Raw genomic sequence first — 17,988 nt, 5'->3', positions numbered from 1 at the left:
GGGTCCAGATCATCCGGTCCTGGGAGTGAGGCGCTCGAAGGCGGCCCCGAGCGCGGGCAGGAAGCCGGCGGGAGCGTCCATCCGAGGCGGGCCAGGATGCCAGGGCCTCGGGCGTCAGTGCGTCCGCGGCTCCGCGCAGGGCGACGTGCCCGGCGCACGACGCGGCGATCAACGCGGATGAGTGGAGCGGTCGGTCACCACCGGCCGACGCCGGTGGCGAGCTCGATCACGGGGTCTTCGCACCAGTTCATCCGGGTTTGCCGGGTGCGGGACGGGGCGGTCGACCTGCCCCCCGTCGGGCTTCGGGAGCGCCCCGGCCCTGACCGGCCTTCGCGTCGCGGTCGGCCCTCTCCTGGGGGTGTCGCCCCAGCGGGCTCGTGCGGACGTGGGTTTCAACTCCGTTCCACAGAGCGGACGTTCAGGCGGTGCGTCCCACCAGCAGGTCGGCGAGCCTGGTGAGTCGCCTGACCGTGCGGTCCTCCGTCGCGGCGGGGGCCGGTTCGACGCGGGCGTCCCGGTCGTAGTAGGCGCCGTTGACGATCTCGACGGACGGGTCGCAGAGGCGGGCCACGTGTGCGGCGCCCTCGGCGGCCGAGGCGCCCTCATGCGCGTAGAGCGGGAGCAGCGCGGTCTCGCAGGCGCCCGGGTGCACGGAGACAGCGGTGACGCGCGGGTCGGCCGCGAACACGGTGAGCGCCAGCTGGGACTGGGCGTAGGCGGCGAGCCGGGAGTAGCGGCGGGTCCGGTTGGGGTCGGACCACTGGATGGACGCCGTGCGGTGCAGGGCGGAGGAGACGTTGACCACCCGGCCGCCGGGCTCGCTGGTGAGGGCCGGCTCCAGCAGGCAGGTGAGCAGGTAGTGGGCGAGGAAGTTGATCTGGAAGGCGATCTCGTTGCCGTCGGCGGTCACCGTGTGCCGCTCGGGTGCGGCGATGCCCGCGTTGTTGACGAGGACGTCCAGGTGCGGGTGCTCGGTGGCCACCTTGTGGGCGAGGCTCTCCACCTCGTCGAGACGCGCGAAGTCGGCGGCGTAGGTGCACAGCCGGTCGGCGTCGATCCCGGCGGCGGTTGCGATGAGCCGGTCCGCGGCGGCGCGCGCCTCTTCCGCGCTGCGGCCGTGCAGCAGCACGGTGGCGCCCCGCTCGGCGAGCAGCCGGGCGGTCTCCAGGCCGATGCCGGAGGTGGCGCCGGTGACGAGAACGGTGCGGGATGAAAGGGCTGAGTCGGACATGGTCCCATCCGGGGGTGCGGGCACGCGGCACGGTCCCCGAAGGGGCCGCGGCAGGCGTGCGGGGGAAAGGAAGGAGGGGGCGCCGGACCGGGTCAGGTCCCTCGGCGAGAGGGCGAGGTCCGGCGCCCCGTGAGGTGCGGAAGCCGCCTCAGCGGGACCCGAGGGCTTCCGGGCAGCGCGGCTGACGACGGGACGGCCGAGCGGTACTCGGCGGCCGGTCGAAGAGGAGCCAGGCGCTGTTCACGGGTTCCATGCAAGCGGTTCGGGGCTCCCCGGACAAGCCGGAGTGCGCTTCTCTGACACGCCTCTGACGTGCGCATACGCGTCTTTGACGGGCCGTTCGGCCGAACGGGTGGGGTCAGCCCAGGCCGGGCACCGCCGAGATCACCAGGTCGATCAGCTTGATGCCCGCGAACGGCAGCACCAGCCCGCCGAGCCCGTACAGGAGCAGATTTCGGCGCAGCAGGTCGTGCGCCGACGAGGGCGTGTAGCGGACGCCGCGCAACGCGAGCGGGATCAGCGCCACGATGATCAGTGCGTTGAAGATGATCGCCGAGGTGATCGCGGAGGTGGGGCTGTGCAGGCCCATCACGTTGAGAGACGTCAGACCGGGGTACGCGCCCGCGAACATCGCCGGGATGATCGCGAAATACTTCGCGACGTCGTTGGTGATGGAGAACGTGGTCAACGCGCCCCGGGTGATGAGGAGTTGCTTGCCGATCTCGACGATCTCGATGAGCTTGGTCGGGTCGGAGTCGAGGTCGACCATGTTGCCGGCCTCCTTCGCGGCCGACGTGCCCGTGTTCATCGCCACGCCGACGTCCGCCTGCGCGAGCGCGGGGGCGTCGTTGGTGCCGTCACCGGTCATCGCGACCAGCTTGCCGCCCGCCTGCTCCCGCTTGATGAGGGCCATCTTGTCCTCGGGAGTGGCCTCGGCGAGGAAGTCGTCGACGCCCGCCTCCTCGGCGATTGCGCGGGCGGTGACCGGGTTGTCCCCGGTGATCATGACCGTGCGGATGCCCATCCGGCGAAGCTCGGCGAAACGCCGCCGGATGCCGTCCTTCACGACGTCCTTGAGGTGGATCAGGCCGAGCACGCGCGGGCCGTCCCAGTCGTGCACCGCCACCAGCAGCGGAGTACCGCCGGACGCGGCCACCGTGTCGGCGAACATCCGTGCCTCGGACGGGACATGACCGCCGTACATCTCCACCCAGGCGATCACCTGCTGGGCCGCGCCCTTGCGGATCGAGCAGACCGCGCCGTTGTCCCAGCGCAGGTCGACGCCACTCATCCGGGTCTGGGCGCTGAAGGCGACCCAGCGGCCGTTCGCCACCTCTTCCCGGCCGGGAGCACGCAGTCCGTGCAGCTTCTTCGCGAGGACGACGACGGAGCGGCCCTCGGGTGTCTCGTCGGCCAGCGAGGACAGCTGTGCCGCGTCCGCGAGCTGCCGTTCGTCCACACCGGGCAGCGGCACGAAGGCGACGGCCTCCCGGTTGCCGAGGGTGATGGTGCCGGTCTTGTCCAGCAGGAGCGTGCCCACGTCACCGGCCGCCTCCACGGCCCGCCCCGACATGGCGAGGACGTTGCGCTGCACCAGCCGGTCCATGCCCGCGATGCCGATCGCCGACAGCAGCGCGCCGATGGTCGTCGGGATGAGGGTGACGAGGAGAGCGACCAGGACGGTCGTCGACTGGGCCGCGTCGGCGTACTCGGCCATTGGCTGGAGGGCGACCACGACCAGCAGGAAGATGATCGTGAGTGACGCCAGGAGGATGTTCAGGGCGATCTCGTTCGGTGTCTTCTGCCGGGAGGCGCCCTCGACCAGTGCGATCATCCGGTCCAGGAAGCTGTGCCCGGGTCGCGCGCTCACCCGGACGACGATCCGGTCCGACAGAACGGTCGTACCGCCCGTGACCCCGCTGCGGTCACCGCCCGATTCGCGGATCACCGGCGCCGACTCGCCCGTCACCGCCGACTCGTCGACGGCCGCGACCCCGTCGACGACATCGCCGTCCGCCGGGATCAGCTCGCCGGCCGTGACGACCACGAAGTCCAGCGGCTTCAGCTCGGTCGCGGCGACCGCCTCGGTGCGGGCGCTGCCCGCGTCCGTGCCGTAGCGCCAGTCGAGGAGCCTTACCGCCACCGTGTCGGTGCGGGCCCTGCGCAGGGACGCGGCCTGGGCCTTGCCGCGGCCCTCGGCGACCGCCTCGGCCAGGTTGGCGAAGACCACGGTCAGCCACAGCCAGAAGCTGATCACCCAGGTGAAGAGGGCCGGGTGCAGCAGCCCGGACAGGGAGGTCAGGGCGGCTCCCACCGAGACCACGAACAGGACCGGGTTCCTGACCAGGTCCCGCGGGTGCAGTTTGCGCAGCGCGTCGGGGAAGGAGCGGACGAGCTGGCCGGGTTCGAAGAACTCGCTCCGGGTCCGGCGCCGCATGCCTCCCTTCGGCTGCGGGCGGGACGGACGCGGGGCACGGGACGGCGGGGCCTGCTCGGGAGCGGCGCGCAACATGAGGACCTTCGTGGGACGACAGCGGGGTGGTGGCCGGCGAGGACCGTGCGGTGGCGGGGCCCCGGCACCGCACGGCGGGCGCACGGACGCCGACGGGACGCCGTCGGGGTGTGGTGCGCGGCGCCCGTCGCTCGGAACGGGCCCCGGCCGCCGCGGTCCGCGTCGGATCCGTCGTCCGGGGCCGTGAGGCCGCCGGCACCCGCGGCCTCCTCGGGCGGCCGACCGTGAACGTATCCCCTGGCGAGCGCCGGTCGTGCCTGGTCAGCGCCGTATTTGCGGATCCCGTACGGGCGGCGTGGGCATGCCGTCAAGGTCCCGTCAAACTTGCCTGAAGGGTCGTCAGAGGCGCATCAAGGCCGCCTGCTCCCGGCCGGATCCGGTCGCAGACTTGACCGGCACGGGGGACGGGCGACCGTCCGTGGCGGGTACCTGGGAGGGGACCGTGACCATCACGGCCGGCACAGCACACAGACCTCCGCACGAGGCTGTCGAAGAGCCACGGCACACCACGGTCGTCCCGCCGCCCGTGCCGATCCCGGAGCCGCGCAAGCGGCGCCCGGGGCCGCGGATCGTGGCCGCGCGGGCCGCTCTGCGCCACCGTTTCCGGGCGACCGTTCCGGCACGGCTGCGCCTTCTGCGCGCGGCCACGGTCCTGCTCGCCGGCGCCCTGGGAATCCTGCTCCTGGTCGCCGCACTGGCCGCGAACGGCACCTGGGACGCCGTGGCCGACCGCGACGCCCCCCGCACCACCAGCGCCGCCGGCCTGGAACTGGCCCTGAACGACATGGACGCCCAGGCCGCCAACATCCTGCTCTCCAGCGGGGACGGCGGCACGGGCGGGCTGACCACCCCGCACGCCAAGGCCGTCGGTCTGTACGGCGACGCCCGCCGCGAGATCGGGCACGACCTGCGTAACCTCTCGGCCGCCGCCCAGGGGGACCGGACCGACGAGAAGACGGTCGAGTCGATCACCGACGACTTCGCCGAGTACCAGGAACTCATCGGCCGCGCCCTGGAGAACGACCGCAGGACCGGCGGCAAGCCGGACGCGCTCACCGACTACCGTGACGCCACCGACCTGCTACGCGGCCACCTGCTGCCGGACGCGCGCAAGCTGGTCGACTCCAACGACTCGGCCTTCGACTCCCACTACACGGCGGCCCGTTCGGCGCTCTCCGCCCAGCTCGTCGCCGTCCTCGCGCTCGGCCTGCTGCTCCTCGCCGTCCTCGGCGCCCTGCAGTGGTACCTGGCCCACCGCTTCCGCCGGAACCTCAACCCCGCCCTCCTGGCCGCCACCGCGTGCGCCGTGGCCGCCGTCGTTCTCGGCACCCAGCTCCTCTCCTCCTCGGCCACGCATCTGACGGTCGCCCGGCACGACGCCTTCGACTCCGTCGTCGCCCTCTCCCGCGCCCGCGCGACCGCCTACGACGCCAACGCCGACGAGAGCCGCTTCCTCCTCGACCCGCAGCGCCGCGCCCGGTACGCGGACGCCTTCCTCGCCAAGTCCCAGGAGCTGTACGGCATCCGGGACGCCACGCTCACGACCTACGACGCCCGGCTCGCCGCCACCTGGCGGGACTACCGGTCCGACGCGGCCGCCCCGCGCTTCACCGGCGAGTTCCGGCGCGAGCTCGACAACATCACCTTCCCCGGGGAGCGGGCCGCGGCCGAGCGGACGGTCGACGCGTACGCCGTCTACGAACGCGACGACCGGAAGATCCGATCGCTGTTCGCCGCCGGCCGGGAACAGCAGGCGGTGGAGTTCTGCATGGGCTGGGAGGCGGGCACGTCCAACGTGCACTTCGGGGCGTGGATGGCCGCGCTGGACCGGGTGACCGACATCAACCGCGCCCACTTCGACGAGTCGGTGGCTGCGGGGCGCGGCGAGCTGACCGGACACCTGGCCTGGACCTGCGCGCTGTTGCTGCTGGCCGTGGCGCTGACCGGGCTGGGGCTGCGGACCCGGCTGGCGGAGTTCCGCTGACGGGACGTCACGCGTCCGCCAGCCGCGCCTCCTCCAGGTCCAAGGAGCGCTGGAGCCGCCTTCGGGTCGTGTCGCTGATCGTGTGCTCGTCGTACAGCCGCCGCAGCTCCGCTGCCTCCACCGCTATCAGGTCGCGCCGCAGCTGCCGGTAGACCAGGTCGGCCGACTCGACCGTGCTGTCGGCCAGCCGGTCGCGGGCGTGGTCGAGGCGGGCGTCGAGGCCGCGCCGGAGCCGGTCCAGGACCACCTCGGGCACGGCCTCCAGCTCGGACAGCTCCTCCAGCCGCCGGATGCCCGCGTCGGCCAGCCGGCAGCGGGCGGCGGCCTCCTCGCGCTCGGTGTGGTCGGGCTCCAGGGCGATGCCGGAGCGACGCACCACGGAGGCCAGGGAGAAGCCCTGGACGACGAGGGTGACCACGACGACGGAGGTGGTCAGGACCAGGACCAGAGGGCGCTCGGTCAGTGCCGAGCCGTCCTTCGCCACCACCGGGATCGACAGCGCTGCGGCCAGCGGCACCACGCCCCGGGTACCGGCCCAGGTCAGCACCACCGGGACCCGCCAGTTCGGCCGCTGGATGCCGCCCTTGCGCTGCACCACCGCCGACAGCGGCGCAAGCCACAGCAGCCGTACCGCGATCAGCGTGGCGGCCACCGCCAGCGCGTACAGCGGCCACACCCGGTCGCCGTCGGACAGTGCCCGCACCTGGGCGGGCAGCGCGAGCCCGATCAGACTGAAGACCACGCTCTCCAGCAGGAAGACCACGGTGCCGTGGACGGCGTGCAGCTGAAGCCTGATGCGGGCGTCGGTGAGCCGGTCGCCGCGGCCGCCCAGGACGACCCCCGCGACCACCACGGAGGTGACGCCGGAGGTGTGGGCCGCCTCTGCGAGGACGTACGCGATGTACGGCGTGACCAGGGATATCACCGTCTCCAGGACCGGGTCCTCGGTGCGCCGCCTGATCACCGTGACGACACCGGCGACGACCGCGCCGATCAGCGTGCCGCCGCCCGCCAGCAGCAGGAACTCACCGCCCGCCGTCCCCCAGCTCGCCGCCGCCGAGGCCACCGCGACGCTCACCGCGACCCGGTAGAGAACCAGGGAAGTCGCGTCGTTGAAGAGGCTCTCCGCCTGGACCAGCATCTGCACCTTCGGCGGCAGCGCGAGCCGGCGGCCGAGCGCGGTCACTGCGACCGGGTCGGTACTGGCCAGGATCGCGCCCAGGACGAACGCCATCGGCCAGGACAGCGGGGTGAGCACCGAGGCGACCGCGCCGACGGCCGCCGCCGAGGCCAGCACCAGACCGACCGCGAGGACCCCGACCGGCTTCCAGACCGCGCGCAGCTCACGCCAGGACAGCTCCTCGGCGCTGGCGTAGAGCAGCGGCGGCAGGACGACGAGACCGATGACCTCCGGGCTGATCTGGATCTGCGGGGTGCCCGGCAGCAGGGCCACGGCGAGGCCCGCGACGACGAGGAGGGAGGGGGCGGGAATCCGCCATCGACGGGCGAAGGTCGCGACCACCGTCGCCAACACCACGAGTGCGAGAACCGTAGCCACGCCGCGCATGCCGTCCCCCTGGGGTTCTGCTGGAGCCACGATGACTCCCCGCCGACCAGACTTCCCGGCACACCGCCGTCATCCTATCCGGCCACGGGCCGTCAAGAGGGTGTCAACGTCCTCGTCAGCGGCGCCAGAGACGCGTCAAGAAGCCGGACCAGGGGCCCTGCGGCGCGCTTGTCTTTGAGGTGATGAACGACGTACCGCGCGGACGACTGAAGGTCTACCTCGGGGCCGCCCCAGGGGTCGGCAAGACCTACCGCATGCTCGACGAGGCCCGGCGCCGCGCGTCCCGGGGCGCGGACGTGGCGGTGGGGTTCGTGGAGTCCCACGGGCGCCCGCGGACCGAGGCCATGACCGACGGCCTGGAGGTGGTGGCGCGCCTGCGCTGCGGCTACCGGGGCGGCGAGTTCGAGGAGATGGACGCCGCGGCCGTGCTGGCGCGCCGCCCGCAGGTGGCGATCGTCGACGAGTTCGCGCACACCAACATCCCGGGCGGCGGCCGGCACCCCAAGCGCTGGCAGGACGTCGAGGACCTGCTCGCGGCCGGCATCGACGTGATCACGGCAGTCAACATCCAGCACCTGGAGTCACTCAAGGACGTCGTCGAGAAGATCACCGGGGTGCCGCAGCACGAGACGGTGCCCGACGAGGTCGTCCGGCGGGCCCAGCAGATCGAGTTCGTGGACATCCCGCCGGAGGGGCTGCGCCGTCGCATGGCGCACGGCAACATCTACGCCCCCGAGAAGGTCGACGCGGCCCTCGCCAACTACTTCCGTCCCGGCAACCTCACCGCCCTGCGCCAGCTGGCCCTGCTCTGGGTGGCCGACCGGGTCGACGAGGCGCTCCAGTCGTACCGCGCCGAGCACGCCATCGGCGGGGTGTGGGAGACCCGGGAGCGGGTCGTGGTCGCGCTGACCGGCGGACCGGAGGGCGACACGCTGGTACGACGGGCCGCCCGCATCGCCGACCGGTCGGCGGGCGGCGACCTGCTCGCCGTGCACGTGGCCCGCAGCGACGGCCTGGCCGCCGGTGTCTCGCACGCGTCGCTGGCCCGGCAGCGCCGGCTGGTCGAGGACCTCGGCGGCAGCTACCACTCGGTCGTCGGCGACGACGTGGCCACCGCCCTGGTCGAGTTCGCCCGCGCCGAGAACGCCACCCAGCTCGTCCTCGGCACCAGCCGCCGGGGCCGCCTCGAACGCTTCCTCACCGGACCGGGGACGGGGGAGGTCGTCACCGCGCTCTCCGGCGACATCGACGTCCACCGGGTCACCCACGAGCGCGCCGGCCGCGGCACGCTGCTGCCCTCACGGCGCCGCACCCTCTCCCCGCGCCGCCTGATCGCGGGACCGGTGGCGGGGCTGGTGCTCCCGGTGCTGCTGACCGTCGCCCTCGCCCAGGTCCGGGGCACCGTCAATCTGACCAGCGAGGCCCTGCTCTTCCTGCTCGCGGTGGTCGGCGTGGCCTGCATAGGCGGGGTCACCTCCGCCGTGATCGCGTCCGTCACCGCGTCCCTGCTGCTCAACTACTGGTTCATTCCGCCCGTCGGCCGGTTCACCCTCGACGATCCCAACGCCCTGCTGGCGCTCGGGGTGTTCGCGGTGGTGGCCGCCACCGTCGCCGGGGTCGTCGACCGCTCGCTGCGGCTGTCCCGGCGCGCGGCCCGGGCCGCCGCGGAGGCCGAGACCATGTCGTCGCTGGCCGGGAGCATCGTGCGCGGCGGCCAGACCATCCCGGCCCTGCTGGAGCGCACCCGCGAGACCTTCGGCATGGATTCCGCCGTGCTCGTCGGGGAACTGCCCGACGGCGCCGACGTCACCGCCGTGCCGGCCGGCCCTGGCAACTACCTGGTCCTGCGGGGTCGTACCCCCTCCGCGTCCGAGCGGCGGGTGCTCGGCGCCTTCGCCGCGCACGTCGGCTCGGCCGTGGAGCGGGCCCGGCTCGCGCAGGCCGCCGCCGAGGTCGAACCGGTACGCGCCGCCGACCGCATGCGCACCGCCCTGCTGCGGGCCGTCGGCCACGACCTGCGCACCCCGCTCGCGGCGGGCTGGGCGGCGGTCACCTCGCTGCGCAGCCGCGAGGTGGAGTTCTCCCCGGACGACCGCGACGAACTCCTCGCCACCGCCGAGGAGTCCATGGCCCGGCTGAGCCGGCTGATCGACAACCTCCTCGACCTCAGCCGTCTGGAGGCCGGTGTCCTGACCCTCAACCTCCGGGCCACCGCCCTGGAGGAGGTACTCCCGGCGGCCCTCGCCGACACGCCGGCCGTCGACGTGCACGGCGAGCCGGAGAACCTGCCGCCGCTATTGGCCGACCCGCCGCTGCTGGAGCGCGTGATCGCCAACCTGGTCGGCAACGCGGCCCGTTACAGCCCGCCAGGCAAGCCGGTGCTGGTGACGGCGAGCGCGCTGGCCGGGCGCGCCGAACTCCGGATCATCGACCGGGGACCCGGCCTGCCGGCGGGCGGCCGCGACCGGCTCTTCGAGCCCTTCCAGCGGTTCGGCGACACCGACAACACCACCGGCCTCGGCCTCGGCCTGGCTCTCGCCCGCGGGCTCACCGAGGCGATGGACGGCACCCTGACCCCCGAGGACACCCCGGGCGGCGGACTGACCATGGTCGTCTCGCTGCCCCTGGCCGACCGCATCCGACCCAGCCTGACCCCGCAGCGCGCAGGAGGTACCTCATGACCACCACAGCCGGTCCGGGACCGGTGACCTCCGGCCGGCGCATGCCCGCCACCAGGGACCGGGTCGCCCTGGTCACCGGCCTCGTCGCCCCCTTCCTCGTCTCCCTCGCCCTCGTCCCCCTGCGCTCCGGGCTGTCCCACACCAATGCGGCGCTGGTCCTGGTCGTGGTGGTCGTCGCCGTGGCGGCGCTGGGCAGCCGTACGGCCGGAGCGGTCGCGGCGCTGTCGGCGGCTGCCTGGTTCGACTTCTTCCTGACCCGGCCGTACGAGACCTTCGGCATCAGCGCCGGCGCCGACATCGAGACGGCCGTACTGCTGCTCGCCGTCGGAGTGATCGTGGCCCGGCTCGCGGCTCACGCGCGCAGGCTGGAGGTCATCACGGTGACCGACGAGGGCTACCTCGCCCGTATCCACGCCACCGCCGAACTGGTCCAGTCCGCCAGGTCCGCCGACACCGTCGTGGACCACGTGCGCCGCGAGCTGACCGGTCTGCTCGGGCTGTCGGGGTGCCGCTTCGAGTACGGCACCCTGCTGGGGCGGCCTTCCCGCCTCCGCGCCGACGGCGCGCTCACCGTCGGGCACCGGGTCTGGGACCCGGACCGGAGCGGCTGGCCGAAGGGCGAGATCGAGCTGCGCGCGTACGGCAACGGGCACTACCTCGGCCGGTTCATGCTCACGCCGGGTCCCGGGCCGGTGCCTCCGTTGCAGGCCCGGCTGGTCGCGGTGACGCTGGCCGACCAGACCGGGGCGGCGCTGGACACGGCGGGGCCGGTCAGCGCGGGCTGACCGGCGAGGAGGGGCCGGCCCCGGCCCGCGCCGCGCGCGTGCCCTGGCGTGCTCTTGGTGATCCTTGAACGCGGCCCGGCCGGAACCGGTCGTGCCGTGAGCGCCGTTCCGGCTGAAGCGACGTCACCCCTTCTCGTGCCCGCGGCATCCGGCGGGCGAACCGGACACATGGTGATCCGCGGTGACGGCGGACTCGCGCACCGCTCGCCGTCAGCGGCCCCCCCACCACGACCAGGCCTCCGCCGTCCGACTGCCCGTCCTCGCGGGGGCCTTCGACTGGCGGGTGCCGCACCCGGGGGACCGGGTGGTGGTGATGACCACACGGTGAGGCCCCGACGTGCTGATGACCGGGGGTGGGGCAGGACGTGAGGAGACCTACTCCAGCCCCGAGGCCTTGAAGACACCCCGGGCGCTCTCGCGTTCGACCTGTTCGCCGAGTCGGCTGAGCGCCGTCGAGCCGCATGTGAGGGTGCCGGCCGCAGCCGCCTCGCGGGCGCCCGCGTCCACGCACAGCCACAGGTCGGGGTTGGCGACGAGGACCTGGGGGTCGATGGTCAGCCGTTCGCCGCAGGCGTCACGGAGCACCAGCCGGGGGGAGATGCCGTCGAGGCAGCGGACGGAGACCAGGAGATCGGTGCGGACCCTGCGGGTGCGCAGCAGCCGACGTGAGGTCAGCCAGCCGTCGCCGGCGCGGACCCTTGGCGGGTAGAGGACGGCGAGGAGGAGCAGGGCGAGGGCGGTCCAGAGACTGCCGCGCCACCAGGTGATCGTCCCCGCCCCCCAGTCGGCCAGGAGGAGCAGGGCGAGCAGGACCCCGGCACAACGGACCGATGCGTAGACGTCATTGGACCAACGGTGGTCCTCGGAGGAGCGGGCCTCTTCGCCGTGCTGCATGGGGTGAACGTAGGGAGTCGCGGTCCGCGGCGTCAGCAGGAGCCGCATGTCCTTGACGGGACTCTGACGGTCGTGGGCCGGCCCGGGACGTGGGAGGCGAGCGTACCCACGCGGCGACGGCCGCACATCGGCGCGCAGCTCCGCTTCCCGCGGGGCCCGACGTCAAGAGCGCGTCAAAGTCGAACCCTCCCGCGCGAAGAACGCGCAAGGAATTGCCGGCCCTGGCCGGGACGGGACAGAACCTAGTCGCATCGCGCGCGGTACGGCCGCGCGCGAAGGCATGTCCAGATCGTTAAGGAGCACCCTTCCATGTCGGTACTGACCACCGAACCGGGCGCCGTGCCCGCCGGTGAGGAGCCGCCCGACACCGGTGAGCGGCATCGGCTCACCGCCGTCACCGGCCTCGCCGCGCTGTCGCTGGACGCGATGGCGTCGGTGGCGTACGGGCCGGAGGCCATCGTGCTGGTGCTGGCCGCCGCCGGTGCGCACGGACTCGGGTTCACACTGCCCGTCACCCTCGCCATCGCCGCTCTGCTGGCCGTGCTCGTCGCGTCGTACCGGCAGGTCATCGCGGCCTTCCCGGACGGCGGCGGCTCGTACGCCGTGGCCCGGACGCATCTCGGCGCCCGGACCAGTCTGGTGGCCGCCGCCTCCCTGGTGCTCGACTACGTCCTCAACGTGGCCGTCGCCGTGACCGCCGGTGTCGCGGCCCTCACGTCCGCCTTCCCGGCCCTCTACCCGCACCGGCTGTGGATCTGCCTGGCCGTGCTGGTGCTGGTCACCGGGGTGAACCTGCGGGGCATCGTCGAATCGGCGAAGGCGTTCATCGTGCCGACGGCCGTGTTCGTCGGGGCGGTCTTCGTGCTGATCGGCGTGGGGCTGTTCCGTTCGTCGCCGGTGAGTACCGTCACCGCCGCCGGGCACGCCTCCGTCCTCGCCGACAACGCCTCCAGCGTCGGCGCCCTGCTCCTGCTGAAAGCTTTCGCCTCCGGTTGCGCCGCACTCACCGGCGTGGAGGCCATCGCCAACGCCGTGCCCTCCTTCCGGGCGCCGCGGGTCAGACGGGCCCAGCACGCGGAGATCGCCCTCGGCGCCGTGCTCGGCGCGATGCTGATCGGGCTGTCGGTGCTGATCTCCCGGTTCCACCTCCAGCCGGTCCAGGGCGTGACCGTCCTGGCGCAGCTCGCCGACGCCTCGCTCGGCCACAACTGGGGCTTCTACGTCATCCAGTTCGCCACGATGATCCTTCTCGCCCTCTCCGCCAACACCTCGTTCGGCGGACTTCCGGTGCTGCTCAAGCTGCTCGCCAGGGACAACTACCTGCCGCACGTCTTCGCGCTCAAAGCCGACCGGCAGGTGCACCGGCACGGCGTGCTCGCCCTGGCCCTGGTCTCGGCGGCGCTGCTGGTGTTCTCCGGTGGTGACACCAACACCCTGGTGCCGCTGTTCGCCATCGGCGTCTTCGTCGGCTTCACCATCGCCCAGGTGGGCATGGTGCGGCACTGGCGGCTGGAGCGAGGGCCGGGCTGGCGCGGGAAGGCCCTGCTCAACGGCTTCGGGGCGGTCCTGACCGGGGTCGCGACCGTCGTCGTCACCGTCGGCAAGTTCGCCGACGGCGCCTGGCTGGTCGTCGTGCTGCTGCCGCTGCTGGTCGCCGTCTTCGGCGCCGTGCACCGCGCCTACGGACGGATCGGGGAGCGGCTCGGGCTCGGACGGATCCCGGAGCCACCGCACCGCGAGCGGTCGGTCGTGATCGTGCCGGTCTCGTCGTTGTCCCGGCTCACCTCCCAGGCGCTGTCCGCGGCCGCCTCCCTCGGCGACGAGGTCCGCGCCGTGACCGTCTGCCACCCCGACCCCGAGGACCGGGCCCAGCTGCACGCCCTGGAGCGCGCCTGGGCCGAGTGGGACCCCGGGGTGCCGCTGGTGAGGCTGAGCTGTGAGCGGCGCACCCTCGGCCGTCCCATCGCCGCGTACGTCCGTGAGGTCACCGCGTCCGAGCCGGCCACCCAGGTGACCGTGCTGATCCCGGAGACCGAGCCCGAGCGGCTCTGGCAGCGGCTGCTGCAGAACCAGCGGGGCGCGGTCGTCGCGCACGCCGTGCGCCGGGAGACCGACGCGGTGATCTGCCGCCTGCGGTTCCGCGTGTCCTGATACGCCCGGTGCTTCCGAGGCCGGTGTTTCCCCAGTTCAGTGTGGTTTTGGCGGCCGAACAGCGCTGTCCGGTCGCGGCTTGGCCGAGGCCGCGTAAGAGTCCCGTCAAAGGCGTGAACACCGCCGTAAGGGACCCGTCAACGGTGGCTGAATCCGGCCGGAAAGGCGCTTTCCTCTAACAGTCCAAGTCCGTTCCGAATCTCATTCAGGAGTTCACGATGGCCGATCTGGCCTTCGTCGTCGCCGTGCTCGCGGGTTTCGCGCTGGTGGCTCTCGTCGCCAAGGGGGTGACCAAGCTGTGACCGCCGAGAACATCGTCGGCCTCGTCGTGGCCGTCGCCCTGCTGGGCTATCTCGTCCTCGCCCTGATCTTCCCGGAGAGGTTCTGAGACAGACATGGGTCCCGTAACCGCCGCCGTGCTCCAGCTCGCCGCCCTCATAGGCGCGCTGGCGCTCTGCTACGTCCCCTTCGGCAACTACATGGCCAAGGTCTACTCCTCCGACAAGCACTGGCGCGTCGAGAAGTGGATCTACAAGGGCATCGGCGCCAACCCCGACACCGAGATGCGCTGGCCCGCCTATCTGCGCGGTGTCCTCGCCTTCTCCGCGGCCGGCGTCCTCTTCCTCTACCTGCTGCAGCGGCTCCAGGGCATCCTGCCCGGCTCGCTCGGCTTCTCCTCGGTCAACCCGGCGCAGTCGTTCAACACGGCCGTCTCCTTCGTGACCAACACGAACTGGCAGTCGTACTACGGCGAGCAGACCATGGGGCACATCGTCCAGACCGCCGGTCTGGCCGTGCAGAACTTCGTCTCCGCGGCCGTCGGCATCGCCGTCGCCGTGGCGCTGGTGCGCGGGTTCGCGCGCTCGCGCACCGGTGAGATCGGCAACTTCTGGTCCGACCTGGTGCGCGGCACCGTCCGCATCCTGGTCCCGGTCGCCGCGGTTGCCGCGGTGATCCTGGTCGCCTGCGGTGCCATCCAGAACTTCTCCGGCATCCACGAGGTCGGCCAGTTCATGGGCGGCTCGCAGCAGTGGAACGGTGGCGCGGTCGCCTCCCAGGAGGCCATCAAGGAGCTGGGCACCAACGGTGGCGGTTACTTCAACGCCAACTCCGCCCACCCCTTCGAGAACCCGACGCCCTTCACCAACCTGTTCGAGATCTTCCTGATCCTGCTGATCCCGTTCGCGCTGACCCGCACCTTCGGTGTGATGGTCGGCTCGGTCCGGCAGGGCTACGCGATCCTCGCCACCATGGGTGCCATCTGGCTCGGCTTCGTCGCGCTGATGATGTGGACCGAGTTCGCCCACCACGGCCCCGCCTTCCAGCTCGCGGGCGGCGCCTACGAGGGCAAGGAGGTGCGGTTCGGCGTCGGCGGTTCGTCGATCTTCGCGGTGACGACCACGCTCACCTCGACCGGCGCGGTGGACTCCTTCCACTCCTCGTTCACCGGCCTCGGCGGCGGCATCACCCTGCTCAGCATGATGCTGGGCGAGATCGCCCCCGGTGGTACCGGCTCCGGCCTCTACGGCATCCTGATCATGGCGATCATCGCGGTGTTCATCGCCGGTCTGATGGTCGGCCGTACGCCCGAGTACCTGGGCAAGAAGATCGGCGCCCGCGAGATCAAGCTGTCGGCGATCTACATCCTGATCACCCCGGCTCTGGCGCTCGTGTTCACCGCGGCCTCCATGGCCCTGCCGACCCCGCCGCACTCCATGCTCAACCCCGGAGCGCACGGCTTCTCCGAGGTGCTGTACGCCTTCACCTCGGCGGCCAACAACAACGGCTCCGCCTTCGCCGGCCTGAACGCGAACACCGACTGGTTCAACACCATGACCGGACTCGCCATGCTGTTCGGACGCTTCCTGCCGATGGTGTTCGTGCTGGCACTGGCCGGCTCACTCGCCGAGCAGCGGCCCGTCCCGGCCACGGCCGGCACCCTGCGCACCGAGAAGCCGCTCTTCACCGGCCTGCTCGTCGGCGCCATCCTGATCATCACCGGTCTGACCTACTTCCCGGCCCTGGCGCTGGGCCCGCTGGCCGAGGGGCTGGCGTCGTGAAAACCCGAACGGAAGCCCACGAGGACACCATGTCCACACCCACCCTTGCGCCCCACCAGGACGCGCCGACCGGGCACAAGCCCGCCGAAGGCCGCGTCGGCGCGGGCCTGTTCGACGCCAAGCAGCTGATCAGGTCCCTCCCCGAGGCCTGCCGCAAGCTCGACCCGCGGGTCATGATCAAGTCGCCCGTGATGTTCGTGGTGTGGGTCGGCTCGATCCTGACCACGGTCTTCTCCTTCAAGGACCCGGGCGACTGGTTCGGCTGGACCATCAGCGCCTGGCTCTGGCTGACGGTCATCTTCGCCAACCTCGCGGAGGCGGTCGCCGAGGGCCGCGGCAAGGCCCAGGCGGACACCCTGCGCAAGGCCAAGACCGACACCGTCGCCCGGCGACTGGCCGGTGGCACCGAGGAGCAGGTGCCCGGCACCGAGCTGAAGATCGGTGACCTGGTGGTCTGCGAGGCCGGCGACATCATCCCCGGTGACGGTGACGTCATCGAGGGTGTCGCGTCGGTCGACGAGTCGGCGATCACCGGTGAGTCGGCCCCGGTCATCCGCGAGTCCGGCGGTGACCGGTCCGCGGTCACGGGCGGTACCAAGGTGCTGTCCGACCGGATCGTCATCAAGATCACGACGAAGCCGGGCGAGACCTTCATCGACCGCATGATCAGCCTGGTCGAGGGCGCGGCCCGGCAGAAGACGCCCAACGAGATCGCGCTGAACATCCTGCTCGCCTCGCTGACGATCGTCTTCCTGCTGGCCGTCGCCACCCTGCCGCCGTTCGCCAACTACGCGGGCACCCATCTGACGATGGTCGTGCTGGTCGCCCTGCTGGTCTGTCTGATCCCGACCACCATCGGCGCCCTGCTGTCGGCGATCGGCATCGCGGGCATGGACCGGCTGGTGCAGCGCAACGTGCTCGCCATGTCGGGCCGTGCGGTCGAGGCCGCCGGTGACGTCTCCACGCTGCTGCTGGACAAGACCGGCACCATCACCCTCGGCAACCGCCAGGCCTCCGAGTTCCTGCCGGTACGCGGGGCCACCGAGGCCGAGGTCGCCGACGCGGCCCAGCTGTCGTCGCTGGCCGACGAGACCCCCGAGGGCCGCTCCATCGTGGTCCTGGCGAAGGAGAAGTACGGGCTGCGCGAGCGGCACCAGGGCGAGCTGGCGCAGGCCGAGTGGATCGCCTTCACCGCCCAGACCCGCATGTCGGGTGTGGACGTCGACGGCAGGAAGATCCGCAAGGGCGCGGCCGGTTCGGTCATCGCCTGGGTCCGCGAGCAGGGCGGCACCGTCGCCGAGGACGCGGACACCCTCGCCAACCGCATCTCCGAGGCCGGCGGCACCCCGCTGCTGGTCGCGGTCGAGGACGCCGAGGGCGCGCGCATCCTGGGTGTCATCCACCTCAAGGACGTCGTCAAGGACGGCATGCGTGAGCGGTTCGAGGAACTGCGCCGCATGGGCATCAAGACCGTCATGATCACGGGTGACAACCCGCTGACCGCCAAGGCGATCGCCGACGAGGCGGGTGTCGACGACTTCCTCGCCGAGGCCACTCCCGAGGACAAGATGGCCCTCATCAAGCGGGAGCAGGCGGGCGGCAAGCTGGTCGCGATGACCGGTGACGGCACCAACGACGCCCCCGCGCTCGCGCAGGCGGACGTCGGCGTGGCGATGAACACGGGCACGTCGGCCGCGAAGGAGGCCGGCAACATGGTCGACCTCGACTCCAACCCGACCAAGCTCATCGAGATCGTCGAGATCGGCAAACAGTTGCTGATCACGCGCGGTGCGCTGACCACGTTCTCCATCGCCAACGACGTCGCGAAGTACTTCGCGATCATCCCGGCCATGTTCGCCGTGGTCTACCCGGGCCTGGACAAGCTCAACATCATGCACCTGTCCTCACCCAGCTCCGCGATCCTGTCCGCGGTCGTCTTCAACGCGTTGATCATCATCGCGCTGGTGCCGCTGTCGCTGCGGGGCGTCCAGTACAAGCCGGTCAGCGCCGACAAGATGCTCCGCCGCAACCTGGGGATCTACGGCCTCGGCGGTCTGATCGCCCCCTTCATCGGCATCAAGGTCATCGACCTGCTCATCTCCCTCATCCCCGGAATCGGCTGA

At 72.0% G+C, this 17,988-nt stretch carries 12 protein-coding genes; 8 read left to right on the top strand and 4 right to left on the bottom strand.

Translation table 11 applies throughout. The features are described from left to right. Positions 1–418: 418 nt before the first annotated feature. Positions 419–1,231 (bottom strand): SDR family NAD(P)-dependent oxidoreductase, encoded by an 813-nt coding sequence (locus ACZ4O3_RS41655; protein WP_385002997.1) that lies wholly within the window; start codon positions 1,229–1,231, stop codon positions 419–421. Positions 1,232–1,589: 358 nt separating this feature from the next. Continuing rightward, positions 1,590–3,743, bottom strand: coding sequence for a potassium-transporting ATPase subunit KdpB (kdpB, locus tag ACZ4O3_RS41650; RefSeq protein WP_467727578.1), 2,154 nt, complete (start codon positions 3,741–3,743; stop codon positions 1,590–1,592). Between the two features lie 442 nt (positions 3,744–4,185). Between kdpB (ACZ4O3_RS41650) and ACZ4O3_RS41645 the strand changes: the two genes are divergently transcribed. Then, the gene (locus tag ACZ4O3_RS41645; protein WP_467727577.1) at positions 4,186–5,727 is read left to right on the top strand and encodes a hypothetical protein; all 1,542 of its coding nucleotides are present in this window, start codon (positions 4,186–4,188) and stop codon (positions 5,725–5,727) included. A gap of 7 nt (positions 5,728–5,734) precedes the next feature. Here ACZ4O3_RS41645 and ACZ4O3_RS41640 read toward each other — a convergent pair whose 3' ends face one another. Next, a complete protein-coding gene (locus ACZ4O3_RS41640) occupies positions 5,735–7,294 on the bottom strand; it encodes a Na+/H+ antiporter (RefSeq protein WP_467727595.1) in 1,560 nt (519 codons plus the stop codon). Between the two features lie 182 nt (positions 7,295–7,476). Here ACZ4O3_RS41640 and ACZ4O3_RS41635 point away from each other — a divergent pair, with 182 nt between their 5' ends. From ACZ4O3_RS41635 to ACZ4O3_RS41625, 3 genes are all read left to right on the top strand, one after another. Beyond that, a complete protein-coding gene (locus ACZ4O3_RS41635; protein WP_467727575.1) occupies positions 7,477–9,975 on the top strand; it encodes an ATP-binding protein in 2,499 nt (832 codons plus the stop codon). Continuing rightward, on the top strand, positions 9,972–10,760 hold the full coding sequence (locus ACZ4O3_RS41630; RefSeq protein WP_467727574.1) for a DUF4118 domain-containing protein: 789 nt from the start codon (positions 9,972–9,974) through the stop codon (positions 10,758–10,760). Before ACZ4O3_RS41635 ends, ACZ4O3_RS41630 begins: the two co-directional genes overlap by 4 nt. 181 nt (positions 10,761–10,941) lie before the next feature. Beyond that, positions 10,942–11,088, top strand: coding sequence for a hypothetical protein (locus tag ACZ4O3_RS41625; protein ID WP_467727572.1), 147 nt, complete (start codon positions 10,942–10,944; stop codon positions 11,086–11,088). 47 nt (positions 11,089–11,135) lie between these two features. Here the strand turns inward: ACZ4O3_RS41625 and ACZ4O3_RS41620 are convergent, their stop codons facing one another. Further along, entirely contained in the window at positions 11,136–11,654 is a 519-nt protein-coding gene (locus ACZ4O3_RS41620; protein WP_362721567.1) for a hypothetical protein, read from the bottom strand. Between the two features lie 309 nt (positions 11,655–11,963). On the opposite strand from ACZ4O3_RS41620, the gene ACZ4O3_RS41615 reads away from it, so the two are divergent. From ACZ4O3_RS41615 to kdpB (ACZ4O3_RS41600), 4 genes are all read left to right on the top strand, one after another. Beyond that, positions 11,964–13,805: an APC family permease gene (locus ACZ4O3_RS41615; protein WP_362721570.1), complete on the top strand. Its 1,842-nt coding sequence runs from the start codon at positions 11,964–11,966 to the stop codon at positions 13,803–13,805. Positions 13,806–14,103: 298 nt separating this feature from the next. Continuing rightward, positions 14,104–14,193 carry a K(+)-transporting ATPase subunit F gene (kdpF, locus tag ACZ4O3_RS41610; protein WP_016434100.1) on the top strand — a complete coding sequence of 30 codons (90 nt, stop codon included), beginning with the start codon at positions 14,104–14,106 and terminating at the stop codon, positions 14,191–14,193. Positions 14,194–14,200: 7 nt separating this feature from the next. Beyond that, positions 14,201–15,865, top strand: a complete 1,665-nt coding sequence (gene kdpA / locus ACZ4O3_RS41605; RefSeq protein WP_362721573.1) for a potassium-transporting ATPase subunit KdpA — start codon at positions 14,201–14,203, stop codon at positions 15,863–15,865. Positions 15,866–15,894: 29 nt separating this feature from the next. Next, a complete protein-coding gene (gene kdpB / locus ACZ4O3_RS41600) occupies positions 15,895–17,988 on the top strand; it encodes a potassium-transporting ATPase subunit KdpB (protein WP_467727570.1) in 2,094 nt (697 codons plus the stop codon).

This window comes from Streptomyces sp. NPDC026515 (genome assembly GCF_055567595.1).
Note: the sequence above shows the minus strand (reverse complement) of the source record. Positions and strands in the feature narration are given on the sequence as shown.